Origin of the sequence: Clavibacter sp. A6099 (assembly GCF_021919125.1) — a bacterium.
GTDB lineage: Bacteria > Actinomycetota > Actinomycetes > Actinomycetales > Microbacteriaceae > Clavibacter > Clavibacter seminis.
Genome location: NZ_CP083439.1, coordinates 2,170,453 through 2,189,592, shown reverse-complemented (window position 1 = coordinate 2,189,592; position 19,140 = coordinate 2,170,453). Strand labels below are relative to the sequence as shown.

Genomic DNA, 19,140 nt, shown 5'->3' with positions numbered 1-19,140 from the left:
TGATGCCGGCTGATGTGTCGGGCTGCTAGTACGCCTCCTTGTGGGGTGGGAACGTGGTCTGGTGTGTCGAGGGCATGTTGCACGCTGTTGGGTCCTGAGGGACCGGGCCGCACCTTTAGGGGTGTGTCTGGTTTCTTGTCGGACCCTTTCCGTCGTCCTGTTGTGGATGGTGGTGGGGTACCGCCCGTATATTGAGAACTACACAGTGGACGCGAGCATCTTAGATTCACCGGTTTTCCGGTGGATCACAAAGATCTATTTATAGATCATTGGTCAATTCTGTCTCCTCTAGGGGAGGCGAAACGATTCAATCTCATGTGATTTCAAGATTCTAAGAGCAAACGGTGGATGCCTTGGCATCTGGAGCCGAAGAAGGACGTATAAATCTGCGATAAGCCTCGGGGAGCTGATAATAGAGCTTTGATCCGAGGATCTCCGAATGGGGAAACCCCGCCAGGCCCTTTGGGTGACCTGGTGACTCCCGCCTGAATATATAGGGCGGGTAGAGGGAACGTGGGGAAGTGAAACATCTCAGTACCCACAGGAAGAGAAAGCAAAAGCGATTCCGTTAGTAGTGGCGAGCGAAACCGGAAGAGGCCAAACCAATCATGTGTGATATCCGGTAGGAGTTGCATGGTCGGGGTTGCGGGACTTTCCGTACAGTTCTACCGAGCTGTGAGGGCAATGAGCGCGATATAGACGAATGGTCTTGAAAGGCCAGTCATAGAGGGTGCGAACCCCGTAGTCGAAATGTCGTCGCCTGTCCGGAGAGTATCCCAAGTAGCACGGGGCCCGAGAAATCCCGTGTGAATCTGTCAGGACCACCTGATAAGCCTAAATACTCCCAGATGACCGATAGCGGACAAGTACCGTGAGGGAAAGGTGAAAAGTACCCCGGGAGGGGAGTGAAATAGTACCTGAAACCGTTTGCTTACAAACCGTTGGAGCACCCTTGTTGGTGTGACAGCGTGCCTTTTGAAGAATGAGCCTGCGAGTTAGTGATATGTGGCGAGGTTAACCCGTGAGGGGCAGCCGTAGCGAAAGCGAGTCTTAATAGGGCGTATGAGTCGCATGTTCTAGACCCGAAGCGAAGTGATCTATCCATGGCCAGGTTGAAGCGACGGTAAGACGTCGTGGAGGACCGAACCCACTTCAGTTGAAAATGGAGGGGATGAGCTGTGGATAGGGGTGAAAGGCCAATCAAACTTCGTGATAGCTGGTTCTCTCCGAAATGCATTTAGGTGCAGCGTTGCGTGTTTCTTGCCGGAGGTAGAGCTACTGGATGGACGATGGGCCCCAAAAGGTTACTGACTTCAGCCAAACTCCGAATGCCGGTAAGTGAGAGCGCAGCAGTGAGACGGTGGGGGATAAGCTTCATCGTCGAGAGGGAAACAACCCAGACCACCATCTAAGGTCCCTAAGCGCGTGCTAAGTGGGAAAGGATGTGGAGTTGCATAGACAACCAGGAGGTTGGCTTAGAAGCAGCCACCCTTGAAAGAGTGCGTAATAGCTCACTGGTCAAGTGATTCCGCGCCGACAATGTAACGGGGCTCAAGCACGCCACCGAAGTTGTGGCATTTATATTATAGGCAGGCCTTCGTGGTCCAGCCGTATGGATGGGTAGGAGAGCGTCGTGTGGCCAGCGAAGCGGCGGTGTGAACCAGCCGTGGAGGCCACACGAGTGAGAATGCAGGCATGAGTAGCGAAAGACGGGTGAGAAACCCGTCCTCCGAAAGACCAAGGGTTCCAGGGCCAGGCTAATCCGCCCTGGGTAAGTCGGGACCTAAGGCGAGGCCGACAGGCGTAGTCGATGGACAACGGGTTGATATTCCCGTACCGATGAAGAACCGCCCAAGACAATCCAGTAATGCTAAGTGTCTGAATCCTTGATTCGATCCCTTCGGGGTGACGGTCTTGGCCTAGCACACGACCCTACGCTGGGGCGTTTAGCGTATTAACAGGTGTGACGCAGGAAGGTAGCTGAGCCGGGCGATGGTTGTCCCGGTCTAAGGATGTAGGGCAGAAGATAGGCAAATCCGTCTTCTATGAAGCCTGAGACCCGATGGGTAGTCCTCACGGACGAAATCAGTGATCCTATGCTGCCAAGAAAAGCATCGACGCGAGGTTCCAATCGCCCGTACCCCAAACCGACTCAGGTGGTCAGGTAGAGAATACTAAGGAGATCGAGAGAATCGTGGTTAAGGAACTCGGCAAAATGCCCCCGTAACTTCGGGAGAAGGGGGGCCTGAGGCGTGTAGGGATTTACTCCTGAAGCGTTTGAAGGCCGCAGAGACCAGTGGGAAGCGACTGTTTACTAAAAACACAGGTCCGTGCTAAGTCGCAAGACGATGTATACGGACTGACGCCTGCCCGGTGCTGGAAGGTTAAGAGGAACGGTTAGCACGCAAGTGCGAAGCTGAGAATTTAAGCCCCAGTAAACGGCGGTGGTAACTATAACCATCCTAAGGTAGCGAAATTCCTTGTCGGGTAAGTTCCGACCTGCACGAATGGCGTAACGACTTCCCAGCTGTCTCAACCGCGAACTCGGCGAAATTGCACTACGAGTAAAGATGCTCGTTACGCGCAGCAGGACGGAAAGACCCCGTGACCTTTACTACAGCTTGGTATTGGTGTTCGGTGTGGCTTGTGTAGGATAGGTGGGAGACTGTGAAGCTCGGACGCTAGTTCGGGTGGAGTCATTGTTGAAATACCACTCTGGTCACTCTGGATATCTAACTTCGAACCGTAATCCGGTTCAGGGACAGTGCCTGGTGGGTAGTTTAACTGGGGCGGTTGCCTCCTAAAGAGTAACGGAGGCGCCCAAAGGTTCCCTCAACCTGGTTGGTAATCAGGTGTCGAGTGTAAGTGCACAAGGGAGCTTGACTGTGAGACTGACAAGTCGAGCAGGGACGAAAGTCGGGACTAGTGATCCGGCAGTGGCTTGTGGAAGCGCTGTCGCTCAACGGATAAAAGGTACCTCGGGGATAACAGGCTGATCTTGCCCAAGAGTCCATATCGACGGCATGGTTTGGCACCTCGATGTCGGCTCGTCGCATCCTGGGGCTGGAGTAGGTCCCAAGGGTTGGGCTGTTCGCCCATTAAAGCGGTACGCGAGCTGGGTTTAGAACGTCGTGAGACAGTTCGGTCCCTATCCGCTGCGCGCGTAGGAAATTTGAGAAGATCTATCCCTAGTACGAGAGGACCGGGATGGACGAACCTCTGGTGTGTCAGTTGTTCCGCCAGGAGCACCGCTGATTAGCTACGTTCGGAACGGATAACCGCTGAAAGCATCTAAGCGGGAAGCCGGCTTCGAGATGAGATTTCCATCCCTTTCAGGGTGAAGGCTCCCGGCTAGACTACCGGGTTGATAGGCAGGATGTGGAAGCGAGGACTAAAGACTCGTGGAGCTGACCTGTACTAATAAGCCGATATCTTGAAAACACTTTGCTTGCGTCCACTATGTGGTTCCCGATATACGGTCGGGTGCTAATTGAACAACCAGCTTGACTGGTCGATTCATCACAGATTTCATGCCCTGTCGGGGTGTGTATGAGGTGTTTCGGCGGCCATAGCGAGAGGGAAACGCCCGGTCACATTCCGAACCCGGAAGCTAAGACTCTCAGCGCCGATGGTACTGCAGGGGGGACCCTGTGGGAGAGTAGGACACCGCCGGACTTAACTTGAGAATGATCGGGGAGGCCCGTCGCACATCGTGCGGCGGGCCTTTCTGCGTTAACACCCGAGGCGTCCCGGGCGATCCTCCGCGGCATGGCCTTCGGACTGGGTCCGTGATCGGCCTTCGCGGCGGGGACGGGCGGGTGAGCCTCTCGCGGGTGGAGTCCGGCCACGTGGTCGGCCTGACCTGGCGGTGGCCATGCGGCCCGCCGGGGGTCCGTGCGCGACCAGGATGATCGCCGAAGCCGGTCCGCTGCACACGGACGACGGCAGCGGTTAGCCTGGGACCTGACTTCGGCGACACCCACAACACCACAGACATCATCTGGCCCACGCGGCCGACAGGAGCACAGTGAGCGACTCATCCGATCGAGACAGCCGGCCAGAGGGCCAGGACCGCGGATCGTCGCACTCGGCGCGTGGCCGTGATGGCGGCAAGCCGCCGTACGACCGCGGTTCCGCGGGTGCGCCTCGCGGGCCCCGTGAAGGCGGGCGTTCCTCCGGTCCGCGTGCCGCCGGGGGAGACCGCCCGGCTCGTGACGGAGAGCGCAAGCCCTGGTCCAAGGACGGCGGTGGAGCCGCCGGTCGGCCGCAGCGTGATGGTGAGCGCAAGCCCTGGTCCCGTGATGGCGGCGGTCCGGCTCGTCCCGCTCGTGACGGGGAGCGCAAGCCGTGGTCGAAGGACGGCGGTGGGACGTCCCGGCCGCAGCGCGATGGGGAGCGCAAGCCCTGGTCCAAGGACGGCGGCGGGGCCGGCGGTCCGGCTCGTCCCGCTCGTGACGGGGAGCGCAAGCCGTGGTCGAAGGACGGCGGTGGGGCTTCCCGGCCGCAGCGTGACGGGGAGCGCAAGCCCTGGTCGCGTGATGGCGGGTCGAGTTCGCCGCGTCCGGCGAGGGACGGCGAGCGGAAGCCGTGGTCGAAGGACGGCGGTCGGGATGCCGGTGGCCGTGACGCCGGACGTGGAGGCGCTCGACCGCCGCGCGACGGCGACAAGCTCTGGACGCGCGACGGACGACCAGCGCGGAACGACCGCGACGCCCCTCGCTACGAGGAGGCCCTGACGGAGGAGCAGCTGCGCGCGCGCGAGCTGCGGTCCGTGCGTCCGCGCCACGAGGATCCCGAGATCCCCGAGGACGTGAAGCCGGGCGATCTCGACCGCATCGCCCGCAACGAGCTGAAGACGCTGAGCAAGGACAACGCCGAGGGCGTCGCGCAGCACCTGGTGATGGCGGCTCGTCTCATCGAGGAGGATCCGGAGCTCGCGCACCGGCACGCCACCTCGGCTGCTCGCCGTGCAGGTCGCATCGCGGTGGTCCGGGAATCGCTGGCCATCACGGCGTACGCCGTCGGGGACTACGCGCTCGCGCTGCGCGAGCTGCGGACCTACCGGCGCATCTCCGGCAAGGACGACCAGCTCGCCCTCATGGTCGACAGCGAGCGCGGGCAGGGACGCCCGGACAAGGCCCTGGAGCTCGGGCGTTCGGTCCCGAAGGAGACGCTGCCGGCGGCGGAGCAGGTCGCGCTCGCGATCGCGATGTCCGGGGCGCGTCTCGACCTCGGCCAGACGGAGGCGGCTCTCGACGAGCTCTCGATCGCGCAGCTGAACCGGGACGTCGCCTACTCGTACAGCGCGGACCTCTTCCACGCCTACGCGGAGGTGCTCGCGGAGCTGGGTCGCTCGGCGGAGGCGGATGCCTGGCGTCAGCGAGCCGATGCGGCCGAGGCGGCGTTCGCGGATCCGGACGAGGGTTGGGACGACATGGTCGAGGTCGTCGAGGAGGAGCTCGAGGTCGAGGACGGTGGGCACGAGTCGTCCGAGGACGACGGAGCCGGCGACGCGCTCCATGCGGGCGCGAGCGCCGTCGAGTCCGACGAGGCGTCGGATGCCACCGTCGACGCCTCGGACGACCCCGTCCACGCGGCTGAGCCGAGCCCGCCGAGCGAGGAGGGCGACAGCGAGGACATCGCGGTCGACGTCGACGACGAGCTGGAGGTCGATGGCGATGCGGCCGACGAGTCGCCCGCCGCGGACGCCCAGGACGAGGCCCCGCGGGCCGACGACGCCGGGGAGGCTGACCGCGATGTTCGCTAGGGCGTCCAAGGGCAGTGCGCCGCTCGACGGCGTGGACGTGATCCTCGCGGACCTCGACGGCGTCGTGTACGCCGGGCCCGACAGCATCCCGCACGCGGTCGACGCGCTGAACCGCGCCGCCGGCGACGGGATCCGGCTCGGCTACATCACCAACAACGCCTCGCGCACGGACGCGTCGGTCGCCGAGCACCTGAGCTCGCTCGGGCTCACGGTGGCGCCCGCGGACGTCGTCACGTCGCCGCAGGCCGCGCTGCGCCTGCTCGCGGACCGGGTGCCCGCCGGATCCACCGTGCTCGTCGTCGGCGGGGATGGCCTCGTGCACGAGCTCGAGAAGGCCGGGTACGTGGTCACGCGCTCCACGGAGGACAGCCCGGCGGCGGTCGTGCAGGGCTTCTCGCCGGAGGTGGGCTGGGCCCAGCTGGCCGAGGCCGCGTTCGCGCTGGCCGACCCTGACGTGGTGTGGGTCGCGACCAACACCGACTGGACCATCCCCGTCGCGCGGGGCATCGCACCCGGCAACGGCACGCTCGTCTCGGCCGTGCACACGGCGGTCGGTCGGCTCCCCGTGGTCGCGGGCAAGCCGGAGACGCCGATCTTCGACGTGGCGCGCGAGCGCTTCGGCGCCCAGCGGCCCGTGTTCCTCGGCGACCGGCTCGACACCGACATCCTCGGGGCGACGCGCGCCGGGATGACGTCGGTCCACGTGCTCACCGGGATCGACCGGGCGAAGCAGCTCCTCGCCGCCGAGGAGGACCAGCGGCCGACGTTCATCCTCGAGCACCTCGGGCAGCTGCACGAGCCGTACCCCGAGACGCGGTTCTCGCAGGAGGGCCGCGTGGCGACGGTCGGGAAGTCGTCCGTGCGCATCGCGGGCGACCGTGTGGAGGTCGTCAAGGACGGCGGATCCACCATCGACACGTTGCGCGCCGCCTGCGCCGTGATCTGGAACTCGGGCCGGCCGATCTACGGGCTCGACGTGCAGGAGTCGCTGTACGTCGCGGCCGGCGCAGGCCGGGCATAGCGTGACGGCGTGAGCGACGACCCGGACGACAGTGCTCGAGCGGCATCCGCACCGGAGTCGGAGCCCGACGACGGCCGCGACGTGGAGGAGGAGCTGGTCTCCCGGCTGCAGCTCATCGAGGAGCAGCCGCTCGGCGACCGCGCGGCCGCTTTCGCGCTGCTGCACGACGAGCTGCGCGCCCGGCTCGAGGGCGGCGACGGGGCCGCGACGCGTGGCTGACCCCGGCGACACGACCGCGTCCACGCCGGCTGCCGACCCGGTTCCCGTCGAGCCGCTCGGCGGCGCCCTGCGGCTCGACGCCGCCCTGCCCGCGCTCGGCCTGGCGCGTTCGCGCACCCACGCCGCCCGGCTCATCGCCGACGGGCTCGTCACGGTCGACGGGCGCGGTGTCGTCAAGGCGTCGTTCCGGGTGATGCCCGGCTCCGTCGTCGAGGTCGCAGGCACGGACGCGTACGTGAGCCGCGGTGCCCACAAGCTGATCGGCGCGCTCGACGCGTTCCCCGGGGTCGCGGTCGACGGGCGCCTGGCGCTCGACGTCGGCGCGTCCACGGGTGGGTTCACGCAGGTGCTGCTCGAGCGGGGCGCGCGACGGGTGGTCGCGCTCGACGTGGGGCACGGGCAGCTGGATCCGCTCATCCGCGAGGATCCGCGCGTCGACGTCGTCGAGGGGTTCAACGTGCGCGACCTGACGCCCGAGTCGCTCGCGGGCGTGACGCCCGCGGACATGGCGGGGGAGCGACCGGAGCTCGTCGTCGGCGACCTCTCCTTCATCTCGCTCGGGCTCGTGCTGCCGGCCATCGCGCGCACCGCCGCGGACGGCGCCGACATCGTGCTGCTGATCAAGCCGCAGTTCGAGGTGGGCCGCTCGGGGATCCGCGAGGGCATCGTGCACGACCCGGGGCTCCGCGACGACGCCGTCATGCGCGTGCTCTGGGCCGCGTGGGACCTCGGCCTCGGGACCGCCGGCCTCGTCTCCTCCCCGATCGTCGGCGGGGCCGGGAACCACGAGTACCTCGCCTGGTTCAGCGGTCGCGCGGGGAGCAATCCGACACAATGGAGATCGACGTCGAACGAGATCACAGGAGCGTGAGCGAAGTGGCTGGACCCGCGAGGCACATCCTGGTCGTGTCCCACACGGGACGGCGCGACTCCATCGACGCGGCGCTCAGCGTGTGCGCGCAGCTGGCCGAGGCCGACGTGCACCTCGTGCTCACGGCCGACGAGAAGGCCGACATCCTGCCGTTCGCGCCCGAGATGGACGGCGTCGCCGTGCTGGGGGAGGACGTGCAGACGGCCGACCTCGAGATCGTCATCGTCCTCGGCGGCGACGGCACGATCCTGCGCTCGGCCGAGATCGTGCGCGGCACCTCCGTGCCGCTCCTCGGGGTGAACCTCGGGCACGTGGGCTTCCTCGCCGAGAGCGAGCGCGAGGACCTCACGGCCACCGTGCGCCGCGTGCTCGACCGCGACTACACGGTCGAGGAGCGCATGACGCTCGACGTGACGCTCAAGGTCGGCGCCGACATCGTCTACCGCACGTGGGCGCTCAACGAGGCGACCGTGGAGAAGGCCAGCCGCGAGCGCATGCTCGAGGTGGTGGTCGAGATCGACGGGCGGCCGCTCGCGTCCTACGGCTGCGACGGCATGGTCGTGTCGACGCCCACGGGATCCACGGCGTACGCGTTCTCCGCGGGTGGCCCCATCGTGTGGCCGAGCCTGGAGGCGATGCTCGTGGTGCCGCTCAGCCCGCACACGCTCTTCGCCCGCTCGCTCGTCGTGGGCCCGGAGTCGACGGTCGCCGTCGAGGTGCTGAGCCGCACCTCCGGATCCGGCGTCCTCTGGTGCGACGGGCGACGCACCCGCGACATGCCCCCCGGCGCGCGGGTCGAGGCCCGCCGCTCCGCCATCCCCGTGCGCCTCGCGCGCCTCAAGCAGTCGCCGTTCACCGACCGCCTCGTCAACAAGTTCGAGCTGCCGGTCACCGGCTGGAGGGGGCCGATCGACCGTGATTGAGGAGATCACCATCCGCGACCTCGGGGTGATCGGCCAGGCCACGCTGCCGCTCGGGCCCGGCTTCACGGCCGTCACGGGCGAGACCGGCGCGGGCAAGACCATGGTCGTCACCGCCCTGGGCCTGCTGCTCGGCGCGCGCGCCGACTCGGGCGCCGTGCGGCAGGGGAGCGAGCGCGCGGTCGTCGAGGGGCGCTGGATCATCGCGGCCGACGGGCCCGTGCCCGAGCGCGTGCGCGACGCCGGGGGAGACGTCGACCCGTTCGGTGACGGCACGCGCGGCGAGCTCATCGTCACGCGCCAGCTCTCGTCCGAGGGACGCAGCCGCGCCTCCGTCGGGGGCCGCGGGGCTCCGGCGGCGCTGCTGACGGAGATCGGCGAGCAGCTCGTGGTGGTGCACGGCCAGTCCGACCAGATGCGCCTGCGGTCGTCCACCGCCCAGCGGCAGGCGCTCGACCGGTTCGCCGGATCCGCGCTCGCGCCCGTGCTCGGCGAGTACCAGGAGGTGTTCCGCCGCTGGCAGGCGTCGCGCGCCGAGCTCGACCGCCTCGTCACGGAGCAGGACGCCCGCACCCGCGAGGCCGAGGAGCTGCGCATCGCGATCGACGCGATCGAGGCCGTGGCGCCGCAGCCGGGCGAGGACGAGGAGCTGCGTGAGCGCATCGACCGGCTCACCAACCTCGAGGACCTGCGGGCCGCCGCGTCCGCGGCCCACGAGCTCATGTCCGCCGAGGACGCGTCCGGCGAGATGGCCGACGCCGCGTCCGTCCTCGACACCGCGCACCGCCGCCTCGACCGGGTCGCGGCGCACGACCCGGGCCTCGCTGAGATCATCGAGTCGCTGGACAGCGCGAGGATCCTCGTGTCGGAGATCGCCGTGCAGCTCTCGGGCTACCTCGCGGGGCTCGACGCCGACGGCGCGCGCGAGCTCGAGACCCTGCAGGACCGCCGCGCCGAGCTGGCGGCCCTCACGCGCGCGCACGGCCCCACGGTGGAGGACGCTCTCGCGTTCCTCGACACCGGCAGTGCGCGCCTGCTCGAGCTCGACGGCGACACCGACCGGATCGACCTGCTGCGGGTCGAGGTCGAGCGCGACGAGCAGCTCGTCGGCGAGCTGGCCGCGCGCGTCACCGCCGTCCGCGAGGAGGCCGGCGCGCGGCTCGCCGCGGCCGTGACGACCGAGCTCGGCGCGCTCGCCATGGCCGACGCGTCGCTCGAGGTGCGGGTGTCGCCGCGGGAGGAGCCCGCGCTGTCGGGCGCCGACCGGGTCGAGATCCTGCTGCGGCCCCACGCGGGAGCCGAGGCGCGTCCGCTCGGCCGCGGCGCGTCCGGCGGTGAGCTGTCGCGCGTGATGCTCGCCATCGAGGTCGTGGTGGCCGGCGACGACCCCGTGCCCACCTTCGTGTTCGACGAGGTCGACGCGGGCGTCGGCGGTGCGGCGGCGATCGAGATCGGGCGGCGACTGGCACGGCTGGCGGAGCGCGCGCAGGTCATCGTGGTCACGCACCTCGCGCAGGTCGCGGCGTTCTCCACCAACCACCTGCGCGTCGTCAAGGGCGGCGACGGGCAGGTCACCGCGTCGAGCGTCACGCAGCTCGAGGGCGACGCGCGGATCCAGGAGATGGCGCGCCTGCTCTCCGGCCTGCCGGACAGCGAGAGCGGCCTGGCGCACGCGCGCGAGCTCGTGGAGACGGCGGCGTCCCTGCGCTGAGCGGATGGCCGGCGGCAGCCCCAGCACGGCGTGGCTGTCGCGCTGCCCCGGAACACACGTAGGATGGAAGCCCGTGGCGGACATCAATTCAGCGGACACGGACCCGAGCTCGACGGACAGCATCACCAGCACGACAGGCGCGGCGAAGACGACTAGGCACATCTTCGTGACCGGCGGCGTCGTCTCCTCGCTCGGCAAGGGCCTCACGGCGGCCAGCCTGGGCAACCTCCTCACGGCGCGCGGCGTGCGCGTCGTCATGCAGAAGCTCGATCCCTACCTCAACGTGGATCCGGGCACCATGAACCCCTTCCAGCACGGCGAGGTCTTCGTGACCGACGACGGCGCGGAGACCGACCTCGACATCGGGCACTACGAGCGCTTCCTCGACATCGAGCTGGACCAGGCGGCCAACGTGACCACCGGCCAGATCTACTCCGAGGTCATCGCCAAGGAGCGCCGCGGCGAGTACCTCGGCGACACGGTGCAGGTCATCCCGCACATCACCGACGAGATCAAGCGCCGCATGCGCTTGCAGTCCTCGGACGAGCCGCAGCCCGACGTGATCATCACCGAGATCGGCGGCACGGTCGGCGACATCGAGAGCCAGCCGTTCATCGAGGCGGCGCGCCAGGTGCGCCACGAGCTCGGCCGCAACAACGTCTTCTTCGTGCACGTCTCGCTCGTGCCGTACATGGGCGCGTCGGGCGAGCAGAAGACCAAGCCCACGCAGCACTCCGTCGCTGCGCTGCGCTCCATCGGGATCCAGCCGGACGCGCTCGTGCTCCGCAGCGACCGGCCCGTCTCCGACTCGAACAAGAAGAAGATCGCGCTCATGTGCGACGTCGACGAGCAGGCCGTCGTGAACGCGGTGGACGTGCCGAGCATCTACGACATCCCCGAGATGCTGCACGGGCAGGGCCTCGACAGCTACATCATCGACCACCTCGGGCTGCCGGCAGCGGACGCCGTCGACTGGTCCGGCTGGAGCGACCTGCTCGACGCCGTGCACGACCCGAAGCACGAGGTCACCGTCGGCCTCGTCGGCAAGTACATCGACCTGCCGGACGCCTACCTCTCGGTCACCGAGGCGCTGCGGGCCGGCGGGTTCGCCCACTCGGCGCGCGTGAAGCTGCGCTGGGTCGCGTCCGACGAGTGCGAGACGCCCGAGGGCGCCGCGAAGAGGCTGGGCGACCTGGACGCGCTGTGCGTGCCGGGCGGCTTCGGCATCCGCGGCATCGAGGGCAAGCTCGGCGCGCTCAAGTTCGCGCGCGACAACATGATCCCCGTGCTCGGCCTGTGCCTCGGTCTGCAGTGCATGGTCATCGAGTACGCGCGCAACGAGGCCGGCCTCGAGGGCGCCTCCTCCAGCGAGTTCGACCCCGAGAGCGAGTTCCCGGTCGTCGCGACGATGGCGGAGCAGGTCGACATCATCGCGGGCGGCGACCTCGGCGGCACCATGCGCCTCGGCCTCTACGAGGCGGCGCTCGCGCCCGGATCCCTCGCCGCCGAGCTGTACGGCGCGCCCGTCTCGCACGAGCGCCACCGCCACCGCTACGAGGTCAACAACCAGTACCGCGAGCGGATCCAGGACGCCGGCCTCGTGTTCTCGGGCACGTCGCCCGACGGCACGCTCGTCGAGTACGTGGAGCTGCCGCGCGAGGTGCACCCGTTCTACATCGGCACGCAGGCGCACCCGGAGCTCCGGTCGCGCCCGAACCGCGCGCACCCGCTGTTCGCGGGCCTGATCCGCGCCGCGCTCGACCGCCAGGCCGCCAGCACGCTGTTCGTCGAGGACGACGCCGAGGCGGTCGCGTGACAGACGCCGTCGCGGGCTCGCCGACCGACGGCCTGCACGACGACGCGGTCTCGTACGACGTCACGTCGAGCGAGCGCGTGTTCGAGGGGAAGATCTGGGACATCCGCCGTGAGACCTTCGCGTACGGCGACGGCGAGATCACGCGGGAGTTCGTCGACCACACGGGCGCCGTCGCGGTGCTCGCGATCGACGACGAGGACCGGGTGCTCCTCATCAAGCAGTACCGGCACCCCGTGCGCATGCGCGAGTGGGAGATCCCGGCGGGGCTGCTCGACATCACGGGCGAGCCGCCGCTCACGGCCGTGCAGCGCGAGCTCGCGGAGGAGGCCGACCTGGTCGCCGCCGAGTGGAGCGTGCTGGCGGAGTACTGCACGACGCCAGGCGGCAGCGACGAGGCGATCCGCGTCTACCTCGCGCGCGGGCTGACCCCCACGGCGGAGGCGTTCGCGCGCACCGACGAGGAGGCCGACATCGAGGTGCGCTGGGTGGATCTCGACGAGGTCGTCACGGCGGTGCTCGAGCGGCGGATCCAGAACCCGTCGACCGTGATCGCGGTGCTGCAGGCGCACGTCGCCCGCTCGCGCGGCTGGTCGACGCTGGGACCGGCCGACGCGCCGTGGCCGCGTCACCCGAAGCTCCGCGACGGCGACGGCGACGGACACGGCGACGGCGGGGGCGCGTCCGGCTCGTGACCGACGCGGCCGAGGGATCCGGGGGAGCGACGCCCGACGCCGCGCCCGAGATCCCGGTGGCGCTGCGGCGCGCCGTCGACCGCTGGCTCCGGCACGTCGAGGTGGAGCGCGGCCTGTCCCGCAACACGCTCCAGGCGTACCGCCGTGACCTCGCGCGCTACACGGCGCACCTCGCGGCGGAAGGGGTATCGGATCCGGCCGGTGCCAGCGCCGCGCACGTCGCCGCCTTCGCGCAGCGCGTCCGCGACCCCGAGCACGGCGGCCTCACGGCGTCGTCGCTCGCGCGCATGCTGTCGAGCGTCCGGGGCTTCCACCGCTTCCTCGTGGAGGAGGGCATCGTCGAGGTCGACGTGTCCGCCGACCAGAGGCCGCCCAAGCTGCCGAGCCGTCTGCCGAAGGCCGTCTCCATCGAGACGATGGGCCGGATCCTCGACGCCACCGACGGCGACGAGCCGCTCCGCGTGCGCGACAAGGCCCTGCTCGAGCTGCTGTACGCGACGGGCGCGCGCGTCAGCGAGATCACGGCGCTCACGGTCGACGACGTGCTCGGCCCCGACGGCGCCGCGGCCGAGCTGGTGCGCGTGCTCGGCAAGGGCGGCAAGCAGCGGATCGTGCCGGTCGGGTCCTTCGCGCGCCGCGCCGTCGACGCGTACCTCGTGCGCGTCCGCCCGATCCTCGCCGCGCGCGGCACCGCGACCCCCGCGCTCTTCCTCGGCCTCCGCGGCCACGCGCTGTCGCGGCAGAACGCGTGGCTCGTGATCAAGGCGGCCGCCGAGCGCGCCGGCGTCGCGGAGGAGATCTCCCCGCACACGTTCCGGCACTCGTTCGCGACGCACCTCATCGCGGGCGGCGCCGACGTGCGCGTGGTGCAGGAGCTGCTCGGCCACTCGTCGGTGGCGACCACGCAGATCTACACGCGCGTGACCGTCGACACCCTGCGCGACGTCTACACGACCGCGCACCCGCGTGCCCGCCGGGCGTGAGCGACCCTCCCCGGTAGACTTCCAGGATCCGACGGGACCGCGTCGGAGGAGCGGCAGAGAGAGATCCACGTGACGCGCAAGCCAGATGTGACCGAGCTCCCGGGAATGGACGTCCCCGTGCTCGGACCCACCGGTCGCGAGCTGCGCGAGTTCGCCGAACCCGAGCCGCTCCAGGGCCACGGACCGGCCAAGATCATCTCCCTCTGCAACCAGAAGGGCGGCGTCGGCAAGACGACCACCGCCATCAACCTCGGCGCATCGCTCGCGAGCTACGGCCGCCGCGTGCTGGCCGTCGACTTCGACCCGCAGGGCGCGCTGTCCGCGGGCCTCGGCGTGCAGACGCACGACGCCGTCACCATCTACGACCTGCTGCTCGGCACCGTGAAGGACCCGCGCGAGGCGATTCAGACCACGGGCTTCGAGGGCCTCGACGTCATCCCCGCGAACATCGACCTGTCGGCCGCGGAGGTGCACCTCGTCAACGAGGTGGCGCGCGAGCAGATCCTCGCCAGCGTGCTGCGCAAGGTGAGCGCCGACTACGACGTGATCCTCATCGACTGCCAGCCGTCGCTCGGCCTCCTCACCGTCAACGCGCTCACCGCGAGCCACGGCGTGCTGATCCCGCTGGAGTGCGAGTTCTTCGCCCTCCGCGGCGTCGCGCTGCTGGTCGAGACGATCGAGAAGGTCAAGGACCGGCTCAACCCGGGGCTCGCGCTCGACGGGATCCTCGCGACCATGTACGACTCCCGCACGCTGCACTCCCGCGAGGTGCTGCAGCGCGTGGTCGAGGCGTTCGACGACAGCGTGCTCGAGACCGTGATCGGCCGGACGGTCAAGTTCCCCGACGCGTCGGTGGCGGGCAAGCCCATCATCCAGTTCGCGCCCGAGCACCCGGCCGCGCTCGCGTACCGCAAGGTGGCGCGGGAGCTCATCGCGCGTGGCGCCGTCGCGTAGGGGCGCACCCCTGGCCGAGCGCGAGCTCGCCGTCGACGCGGACGCCGCCGCTGCCGTCCGGGCGGATCCGGAGCGCGCCTTCCGGGTCAGCATCGGCAACTTCGAGGGGCCGTTCGACCTCCTGCTGTCGCTCATCGGCAGCCACGAGATGGACATCACCGAGGTCAGCCTCAGCCTCGTGACCAACGAGTTCATCGCGCACATCCGCGGGCTCGACGGGCCGGAGGACCTCGACGAGGCGAGCTCGTTCCTCGTGGTCGCCGCGACGCTGCTCGACCTCAAGCTCGTCGGGCTCCTGCCGCAGGGCGAGCTCGTCGACGCCGAGGACGTGGCGCTGCTCGAGGCGCGCGACCTGCTCTTCGCGCGGCTGCTGCAGTACCGCGCGTTCAAGCAGGCGGCGTCGTGGTTCCAGGAGCGGCTGGCCGCCGAGTCCGGCCGCGCGTTCCGCGACGTGCCGCTCGAGGAGCGGTTCCGGGCGCAGGTGCCGGAGCTCGTGTGGACGACGTCGCCCGCCGACCTCGCGGCCATCGCGCTGCTCGCGCTCGCGCCGCGTGAGATCCCGACCGTGGGGCTCGACCACCTGCACGCGCCGCTCGTGAGCATCCGCGAGCAGGCGGCCGTCGTCGTCGCGCGGCTGCGGAGCGGGGCGCCGGTCACGTTCCGGGAGCTCGTGGCCGACGCCGGGGTCACGGGCGTCGTGATCGCGCGGTTCCTCGCGGTGCTCGAGCTGTACCGTGTCGCGGCGATCGAGTTCGACCAGCCGGAGGCGCTCGGCGAGCTCACGCTCACGTGGACCGCCGAGAGCTGGACCGACGACGCGCTCGCGAGCCTGGGGGCCGGCTATGACAGCTGAGCCCGTTGATCCCGCTGTCGGCACCGCCGCGGAGCCCGCCGATGCTCCCCTCGACCTCGACCGCGCGCTCGAGGCGCTGCTCATGGTCGCCGACGAGCCGCAGAGCGTGACGACCCTCGCGACCGCGACCTCGACGCCCGTGAAGGAGGTGCGCCGTGCGATCCAGCGGCTCGTCGACGACTTCGACGGGAGGACAGGGGGAGTGCGCCGCGGCTTCGAGCTGCGCGAGGTCGGCGGCGGCTGGCGCGTGTACGTGCGGCCCGAGTACGACACCGTGATCCGCGACCACGTGCTCACGCAGAACCCCACGCGCCTCTCGCAGGCGGCCCTCGAGACGCTCGCGGTGATCGCCTACAAGCAGCCGATCAGCCGCAGCCAGGTCGCCGCGATCCGCGCCGTGAACGTCGACTCGGTGGTGCGGACGCTGCTCGCGCGGGGGCTCGTGACCGAGGCCTTCACCGACGGCGAGACCGGCGCGATCCATTACGGTACGACAGACCACCTGCTCACGCAGCTCGGCATCAACTCGCTCGACGAGCTCCCCCCGATCTCCCCGTTGCTCCCCGACGGGGCGGAAGGCTTCCATGACCCCCTCCTCTGAGCCCGACGACCGCGCGCCCGCGCACTCCTGGAACCCGGACGAGCCCGTCGCGGGCATCCGCCTGCAGAAGGTGATGGCCGCCGCCGGCGTCGCCAGCCGCCGCGTCTGCGAGGACATGATCGCCGCGGGCCGCGTCACCGTGAACGGCGAGGTCGTCACCGAGCCGGGCCGCCGGATCGACCCGGACGTCGACGAGGTCGCGGTCGACGACCAGGCCGTGCAGCTCGACACCTCCAAGCGCTACCTCATGCTCAACAAGCCCGTGGGCATCTACTCCTCGCTGCGCGACGAGCGCGGCCGCCCCGACCTCCGCGAGTTCACGGAGGATTTCGAGGAGCGCCTGTTCAACGTCGGCCGCCTCGACGCGGAGACGAGCGGCCTGCTGATCCTCACCAACGACGGCGACCTCGCGCACGTGCTCGCGCACCCGTCGTTCGGCGTGCTGAAGACGTACATCGCGAAGGTCACCGGGCGCGTCACACCGCAGACCATCCAGCGCCTCACGCAGGGCGTGGACCTCGAGGACGGGCCCATCCAGGCCGATCGCGCGCGCATCCTCTCGGGCGGAGGCGACCAGACGCTCGTGGAGATCACGCTGCACTCGGGCCGCAACCGCATCGTGCGCCGCATGCTCGACGAGGTCGGCCACCCGGTGGAGGAGCTCGTGCGCCGCCAGTTCGGGCCGCTGCACCTCGGATCCCTCGGCGTCGGCCGCGTGCGCGACCTCACCTCCGACGAGCTCGGCCAGCTCCTCACCATCTCGCGCGAGGCCCGCGCGCAGGCCGGACCCGCGACGCCGCAGGGTGCGGGAGCCGCCGCCGAGGCGCAGGGGGACGTGGACCGCGAGGACGGCGAGTGAGCGAGGCCGCGGGCGCGGCCGCCGCGACCGACACGCGCGTGCAGGGGACCGTCCGCATCGTCGGCACCGGGCTCCTCGGCACGAGCATCGGCCTCGGGCTCTCCGCGCGCGGCGTCGACGTGGTGCTCGCCGACGCGTCGCCCACCACGCTCCGCCTCGCCGCGGACATGGGCGCGGGCCGCGTCGCCGACATCGCCGTCGTCCCCGATCGGCCGTCTCTCGTCGTGGTCTGCGTGCCGCCGGACGTGACCGCTCGCGTCGTCGCGGCCGAGCTCGCCGCGCACCCCGACGCCCTCGTCACCGACGTCGCGAGCGTGAAGGCCGCGCCGCTCGCGGAGCTCGCCGCGATGGGCGCCGACCTCTCCCGCTACCTCGGCTCCCACCCGCTCGCCGGGCGCGAGCGCGGCGGTCCCGTCTCCGCGACGGGCGACCTCTTCCTCGGCCGGCCCTGGGTCATCGCGGGCCACGACGGCATCACCTACGCTGCGGGCGCGCCGGTCGAGCAGCTGATCCTCGACCTGGGCGCCGTGCCCATCGAGATGACGGCCGAGGAGCACGACGCCTCGGTGGCGCTCGTCTCGCACGTGCCGCAGGTCGTCGCGAGCCTCCTGGCGTCGCGGCTGGCCGACGGCGACGCGAGCGCGCTCGGCCTGTCCGGGCAGGGGCTCCGCGACACCACGCGCATCGCGTCGAGCGACGCGGCGCTGTGGGTGCAGATCCTCGGCGCGAACGCCGCCCGCATCGTGCCGATCCTTAAGGCCCTCCGCACCGACCTCGACGAGGTCATCGACGCGCTCGACGACGTCGACGCACGAGGGTCCCGGCTGCGGGTGGCCGAGCGGATCCACGCGGGCAATGCGGGCGTCGCGCGCATCCCCGGCAAGCACGGCCAGGACCGCCGCTTCGCCGCCGTCACCGTGATGATCGACGACCGCCCCGGCCAGCTGGCCGCGCTGATCGACGACGTGGGCGCCGCCGACGTCAACATCGAGGACCTGCGCCTCGAGCACTCGCAGGGCGCGCAGGTGGGTCTCGTCGAGATCGCCGTGCTGCCCGAGGCCCGCGACCGCCTGGTCGCGCGGCTCGAAGAACGGAACTGGAGGATCGCCGGATGACCGGAAATGCCGTGGACGCACCCGACCCGACCGCACCCGACCCGCTGGAGAGGGATCCCCTCGAGGACGCCCTGCTCGTCGACGCCACGCTCAACCGCACGGTCGTCGCCGTCGACGGCCCCGCAGGCAGCGGCAAGTCGAGCGTGAGCCGCGCCGCCGCGCGCGCCCTCGGCTTCGACTACCAGGACACGGGCGCCGCGTACCGCGCGCTCAGCTGGTTCGCGCTGGAGAGCGGCGTGGACACCGAGGATCCCGCGACGGTCACGAGCCTCATCGAGGGCTTCGACTACGACATCGCGATCGATCCGTCCGAGACCCGCGTGAGCGTCCGCGGCACGGACGTCACGGAGGCGATCCGGGAGCCCCGCGTCTCCGCCGTCGTGAGCCGCGTGGCCCGCGTGCCCGAGGTGCGGCACTACATGGTGGAGCTGTTCCGCTCGCTCATGGCGTCGAGCGACAAGCCCGGCATCGTGGTCGAGGGCCGCGACATCACGACGGTCGTGGCGCCCGACGCCCAGGTGCGCATTCTGCTGACGGCCTCCCCGGAAGCTAGGATGAGCAGGCGTTCCGCGGAGACGTCGACCCAGTCGGCAGCCGCGGTCGGCGAATCACTCGCCTCCCGGGATCGGGCCGACTCGCAGGTCGTCGATTTCATGAACGCCGCAGATGGTGTGACCACCATCGACTCCACGGACATCGACTTCGACCAGACCGTCCAGGCGGTGGTCGATCTCGTTCACGCACGAACAGATTGAGGC

Annotated in this window: 15 protein-coding genes and 2 rRNA genes; all 17 read left to right on the top strand. The window is 69.5% G+C overall.

Features of this window, described 5'->3' with window-relative positions; translation table 11 throughout:
• Window positions 1–321: 321 nt before the first annotated feature.
• The 17 genes from KYT88_RS10330 to cmk all read left to right on the top strand — a co-directional run bounded on the left by KYT88_RS10330 (window position 322) and on the right by cmk (window position 19,137).
• Window positions 322–3,441: ribosomal RNA gene (locus tag KYT88_RS10330) — 23S ribosomal RNA — on the top strand.
• A 117-nt stretch (window positions 3,442–3,558) separates the two neighbouring features.
• Window positions 3,559–3,675: ribosomal RNA gene (rrf, locus tag KYT88_RS10325) — 5S ribosomal RNA — on the top strand.
• Between the two features lie 1,096 nt (window positions 3,676–4,771).
• Window positions 4,772–5,767, top strand: a complete 996-nt coding sequence (locus KYT88_RS10320; RefSeq protein ID WP_043586299.1) for a tetratricopeptide repeat protein — start codon at window positions 4,772–4,774, stop codon at window positions 5,765–5,767.
• Window positions 5,757–6,788, top strand: coding sequence for an HAD-IIA family hydrolase (locus tag KYT88_RS10315; RefSeq protein ID WP_043586301.1), 1,032 nt, complete (start codon window positions 5,757–5,759; stop codon window positions 6,786–6,788). Before KYT88_RS10320 ends, KYT88_RS10315 begins: the two co-directional genes overlap by 11 nt.
• Before the next feature lie 9 nt (window positions 6,789–6,797).
• Window positions 6,798–7,007, top strand: coding sequence for a hypothetical protein (locus KYT88_RS10310; protein WP_043586303.1), 210 nt, complete (start codon window positions 6,798–6,800; stop codon window positions 7,005–7,007).
• Window positions 7,000–7,878, top strand: a complete 879-nt coding sequence (locus KYT88_RS10305) for a TlyA family RNA methyltransferase (protein ID WP_237583635.1) — start codon at window positions 7,000–7,002, stop codon at window positions 7,876–7,878. The genes KYT88_RS10310 and KYT88_RS10305 overlap by 8 nt, the downstream gene beginning before the upstream one ends.
• 5 nt (window positions 7,879–7,883) lie before the next feature.
• Entirely contained in the window at window positions 7,884–8,801 is a 918-nt protein-coding gene (locus KYT88_RS10300; RefSeq protein WP_012038672.1) for an NAD kinase, read from the top strand.
• Complete coding sequence (gene recN, locus KYT88_RS10295; RefSeq protein ID WP_043586305.1) at window positions 8,794–10,509, top strand: DNA repair protein RecN; 1,716 nt, start codon at window positions 8,794–8,796, stop codon at window positions 10,507–10,509. Before KYT88_RS10300 ends, recN begins: the two co-directional genes overlap by 8 nt.
• Before the next feature lie 121 nt (window positions 10,510–10,630).
• Window positions 10,631–12,325, top strand: a complete 1,695-nt coding sequence (gene pyrG, locus KYT88_RS10290; protein WP_167332599.1) for a CTP synthase — start codon at window positions 10,631–10,633, stop codon at window positions 12,323–12,325.
• On the top strand, window positions 12,322–13,017 hold the full coding sequence (locus KYT88_RS10285) for an NUDIX domain-containing protein (protein WP_043586309.1): 696 nt from the start codon (window positions 12,322–12,324) through the stop codon (window positions 13,015–13,017). The genes pyrG and KYT88_RS10285 overlap by 4 nt, the downstream gene beginning before the upstream one ends.
• Window positions 13,014–14,000: a site-specific tyrosine recombinase XerD gene (locus KYT88_RS10280; RefSeq protein ID WP_081840954.1), complete on the top strand. Its 987-nt coding sequence runs from the start codon at window positions 13,014–13,016 to the stop codon at window positions 13,998–14,000. Before KYT88_RS10285 ends, KYT88_RS10280 begins: the two co-directional genes overlap by 4 nt.
• Window positions 14,001–14,105: 105 nt before the next feature.
• A complete protein-coding gene (locus KYT88_RS10275; RefSeq protein WP_174239708.1) occupies window positions 14,106–14,954 on the top strand; it encodes a ParA family protein in 849 nt (282 codons plus the stop codon).
• A complete protein-coding gene (locus KYT88_RS10270; protein ID WP_051629343.1) occupies window positions 14,938–15,807 on the top strand; it encodes a segregation and condensation protein A in 870 nt (289 codons plus the stop codon). The genes KYT88_RS10275 and KYT88_RS10270 overlap by 17 nt, the downstream gene beginning before the upstream one ends.
• Entirely contained in the window at window positions 15,797–16,408 is a 612-nt protein-coding gene (gene scpB, locus KYT88_RS10265) for an SMC-Scp complex subunit ScpB (protein WP_043586312.1), read from the top strand. The genes KYT88_RS10270 and scpB overlap by 11 nt, the downstream gene beginning before the upstream one ends.
• Window positions 16,392–17,267 carry a pseudouridine synthase gene (locus KYT88_RS10260; RefSeq protein WP_119374012.1) on the top strand — a complete coding sequence of 292 codons (876 nt, stop codon included), beginning with the start codon at window positions 16,392–16,394 and terminating at the stop codon, window positions 17,265–17,267. Before scpB ends, KYT88_RS10260 begins: the two co-directional genes overlap by 17 nt.
• Complete coding sequence (locus tag KYT88_RS10255; RefSeq protein WP_043586314.1) at window positions 17,264–18,382, top strand: prephenate dehydrogenase; 1,119 nt, start codon at window positions 17,264–17,266, stop codon at window positions 18,380–18,382. Before KYT88_RS10260 ends, KYT88_RS10255 begins: the two co-directional genes overlap by 4 nt.
• A complete protein-coding gene (cmk, locus tag KYT88_RS10250) occupies window positions 18,379–19,137 on the top strand; it encodes a (d)CMP kinase (RefSeq protein ID WP_237583634.1) in 759 nt (252 codons plus the stop codon). The genes KYT88_RS10255 and cmk overlap by 4 nt, the downstream gene beginning before the upstream one ends.
• Window positions 19,138–19,140 lie beyond the last annotated feature (3 nt).

Bases quoted from the DNA above. Each gene is read 5' to 3' on its own strand.
- KYT88_RS10315 (WP_043586301.1), top strand. From the start codon at position 5,757: ATGTTCGCTAGGGCGTCCAAGGGCAGTGCGCCGCTCGACGGCGTGGAC.
- KYT88_RS10275 (WP_174239708.1), top strand. From the start codon at position 14,106: ATGGACGTCCCCGTGCTCGGACCCACCGGTCGCGAGCTGCGCGAGTTC.
- scpB (WP_043586312.1), top strand. From the start codon at position 15,797: ATGACAGCTGAGCCCGTTGATCCCGCTGTCGGCACCGCCGCGGAGCCC.
- KYT88_RS10260 (WP_119374012.1), top strand. From the start codon at position 16,392: ATGACCCCCTCCTCTGAGCCCGACGACCGCGCGCCCGCGCACTCCTGG.
- cmk (WP_237583634.1), top strand. From the start codon at position 18,379: ATGACCGGAAATGCCGTGGACGCACCCGACCCGACCGCACCCGACCCG.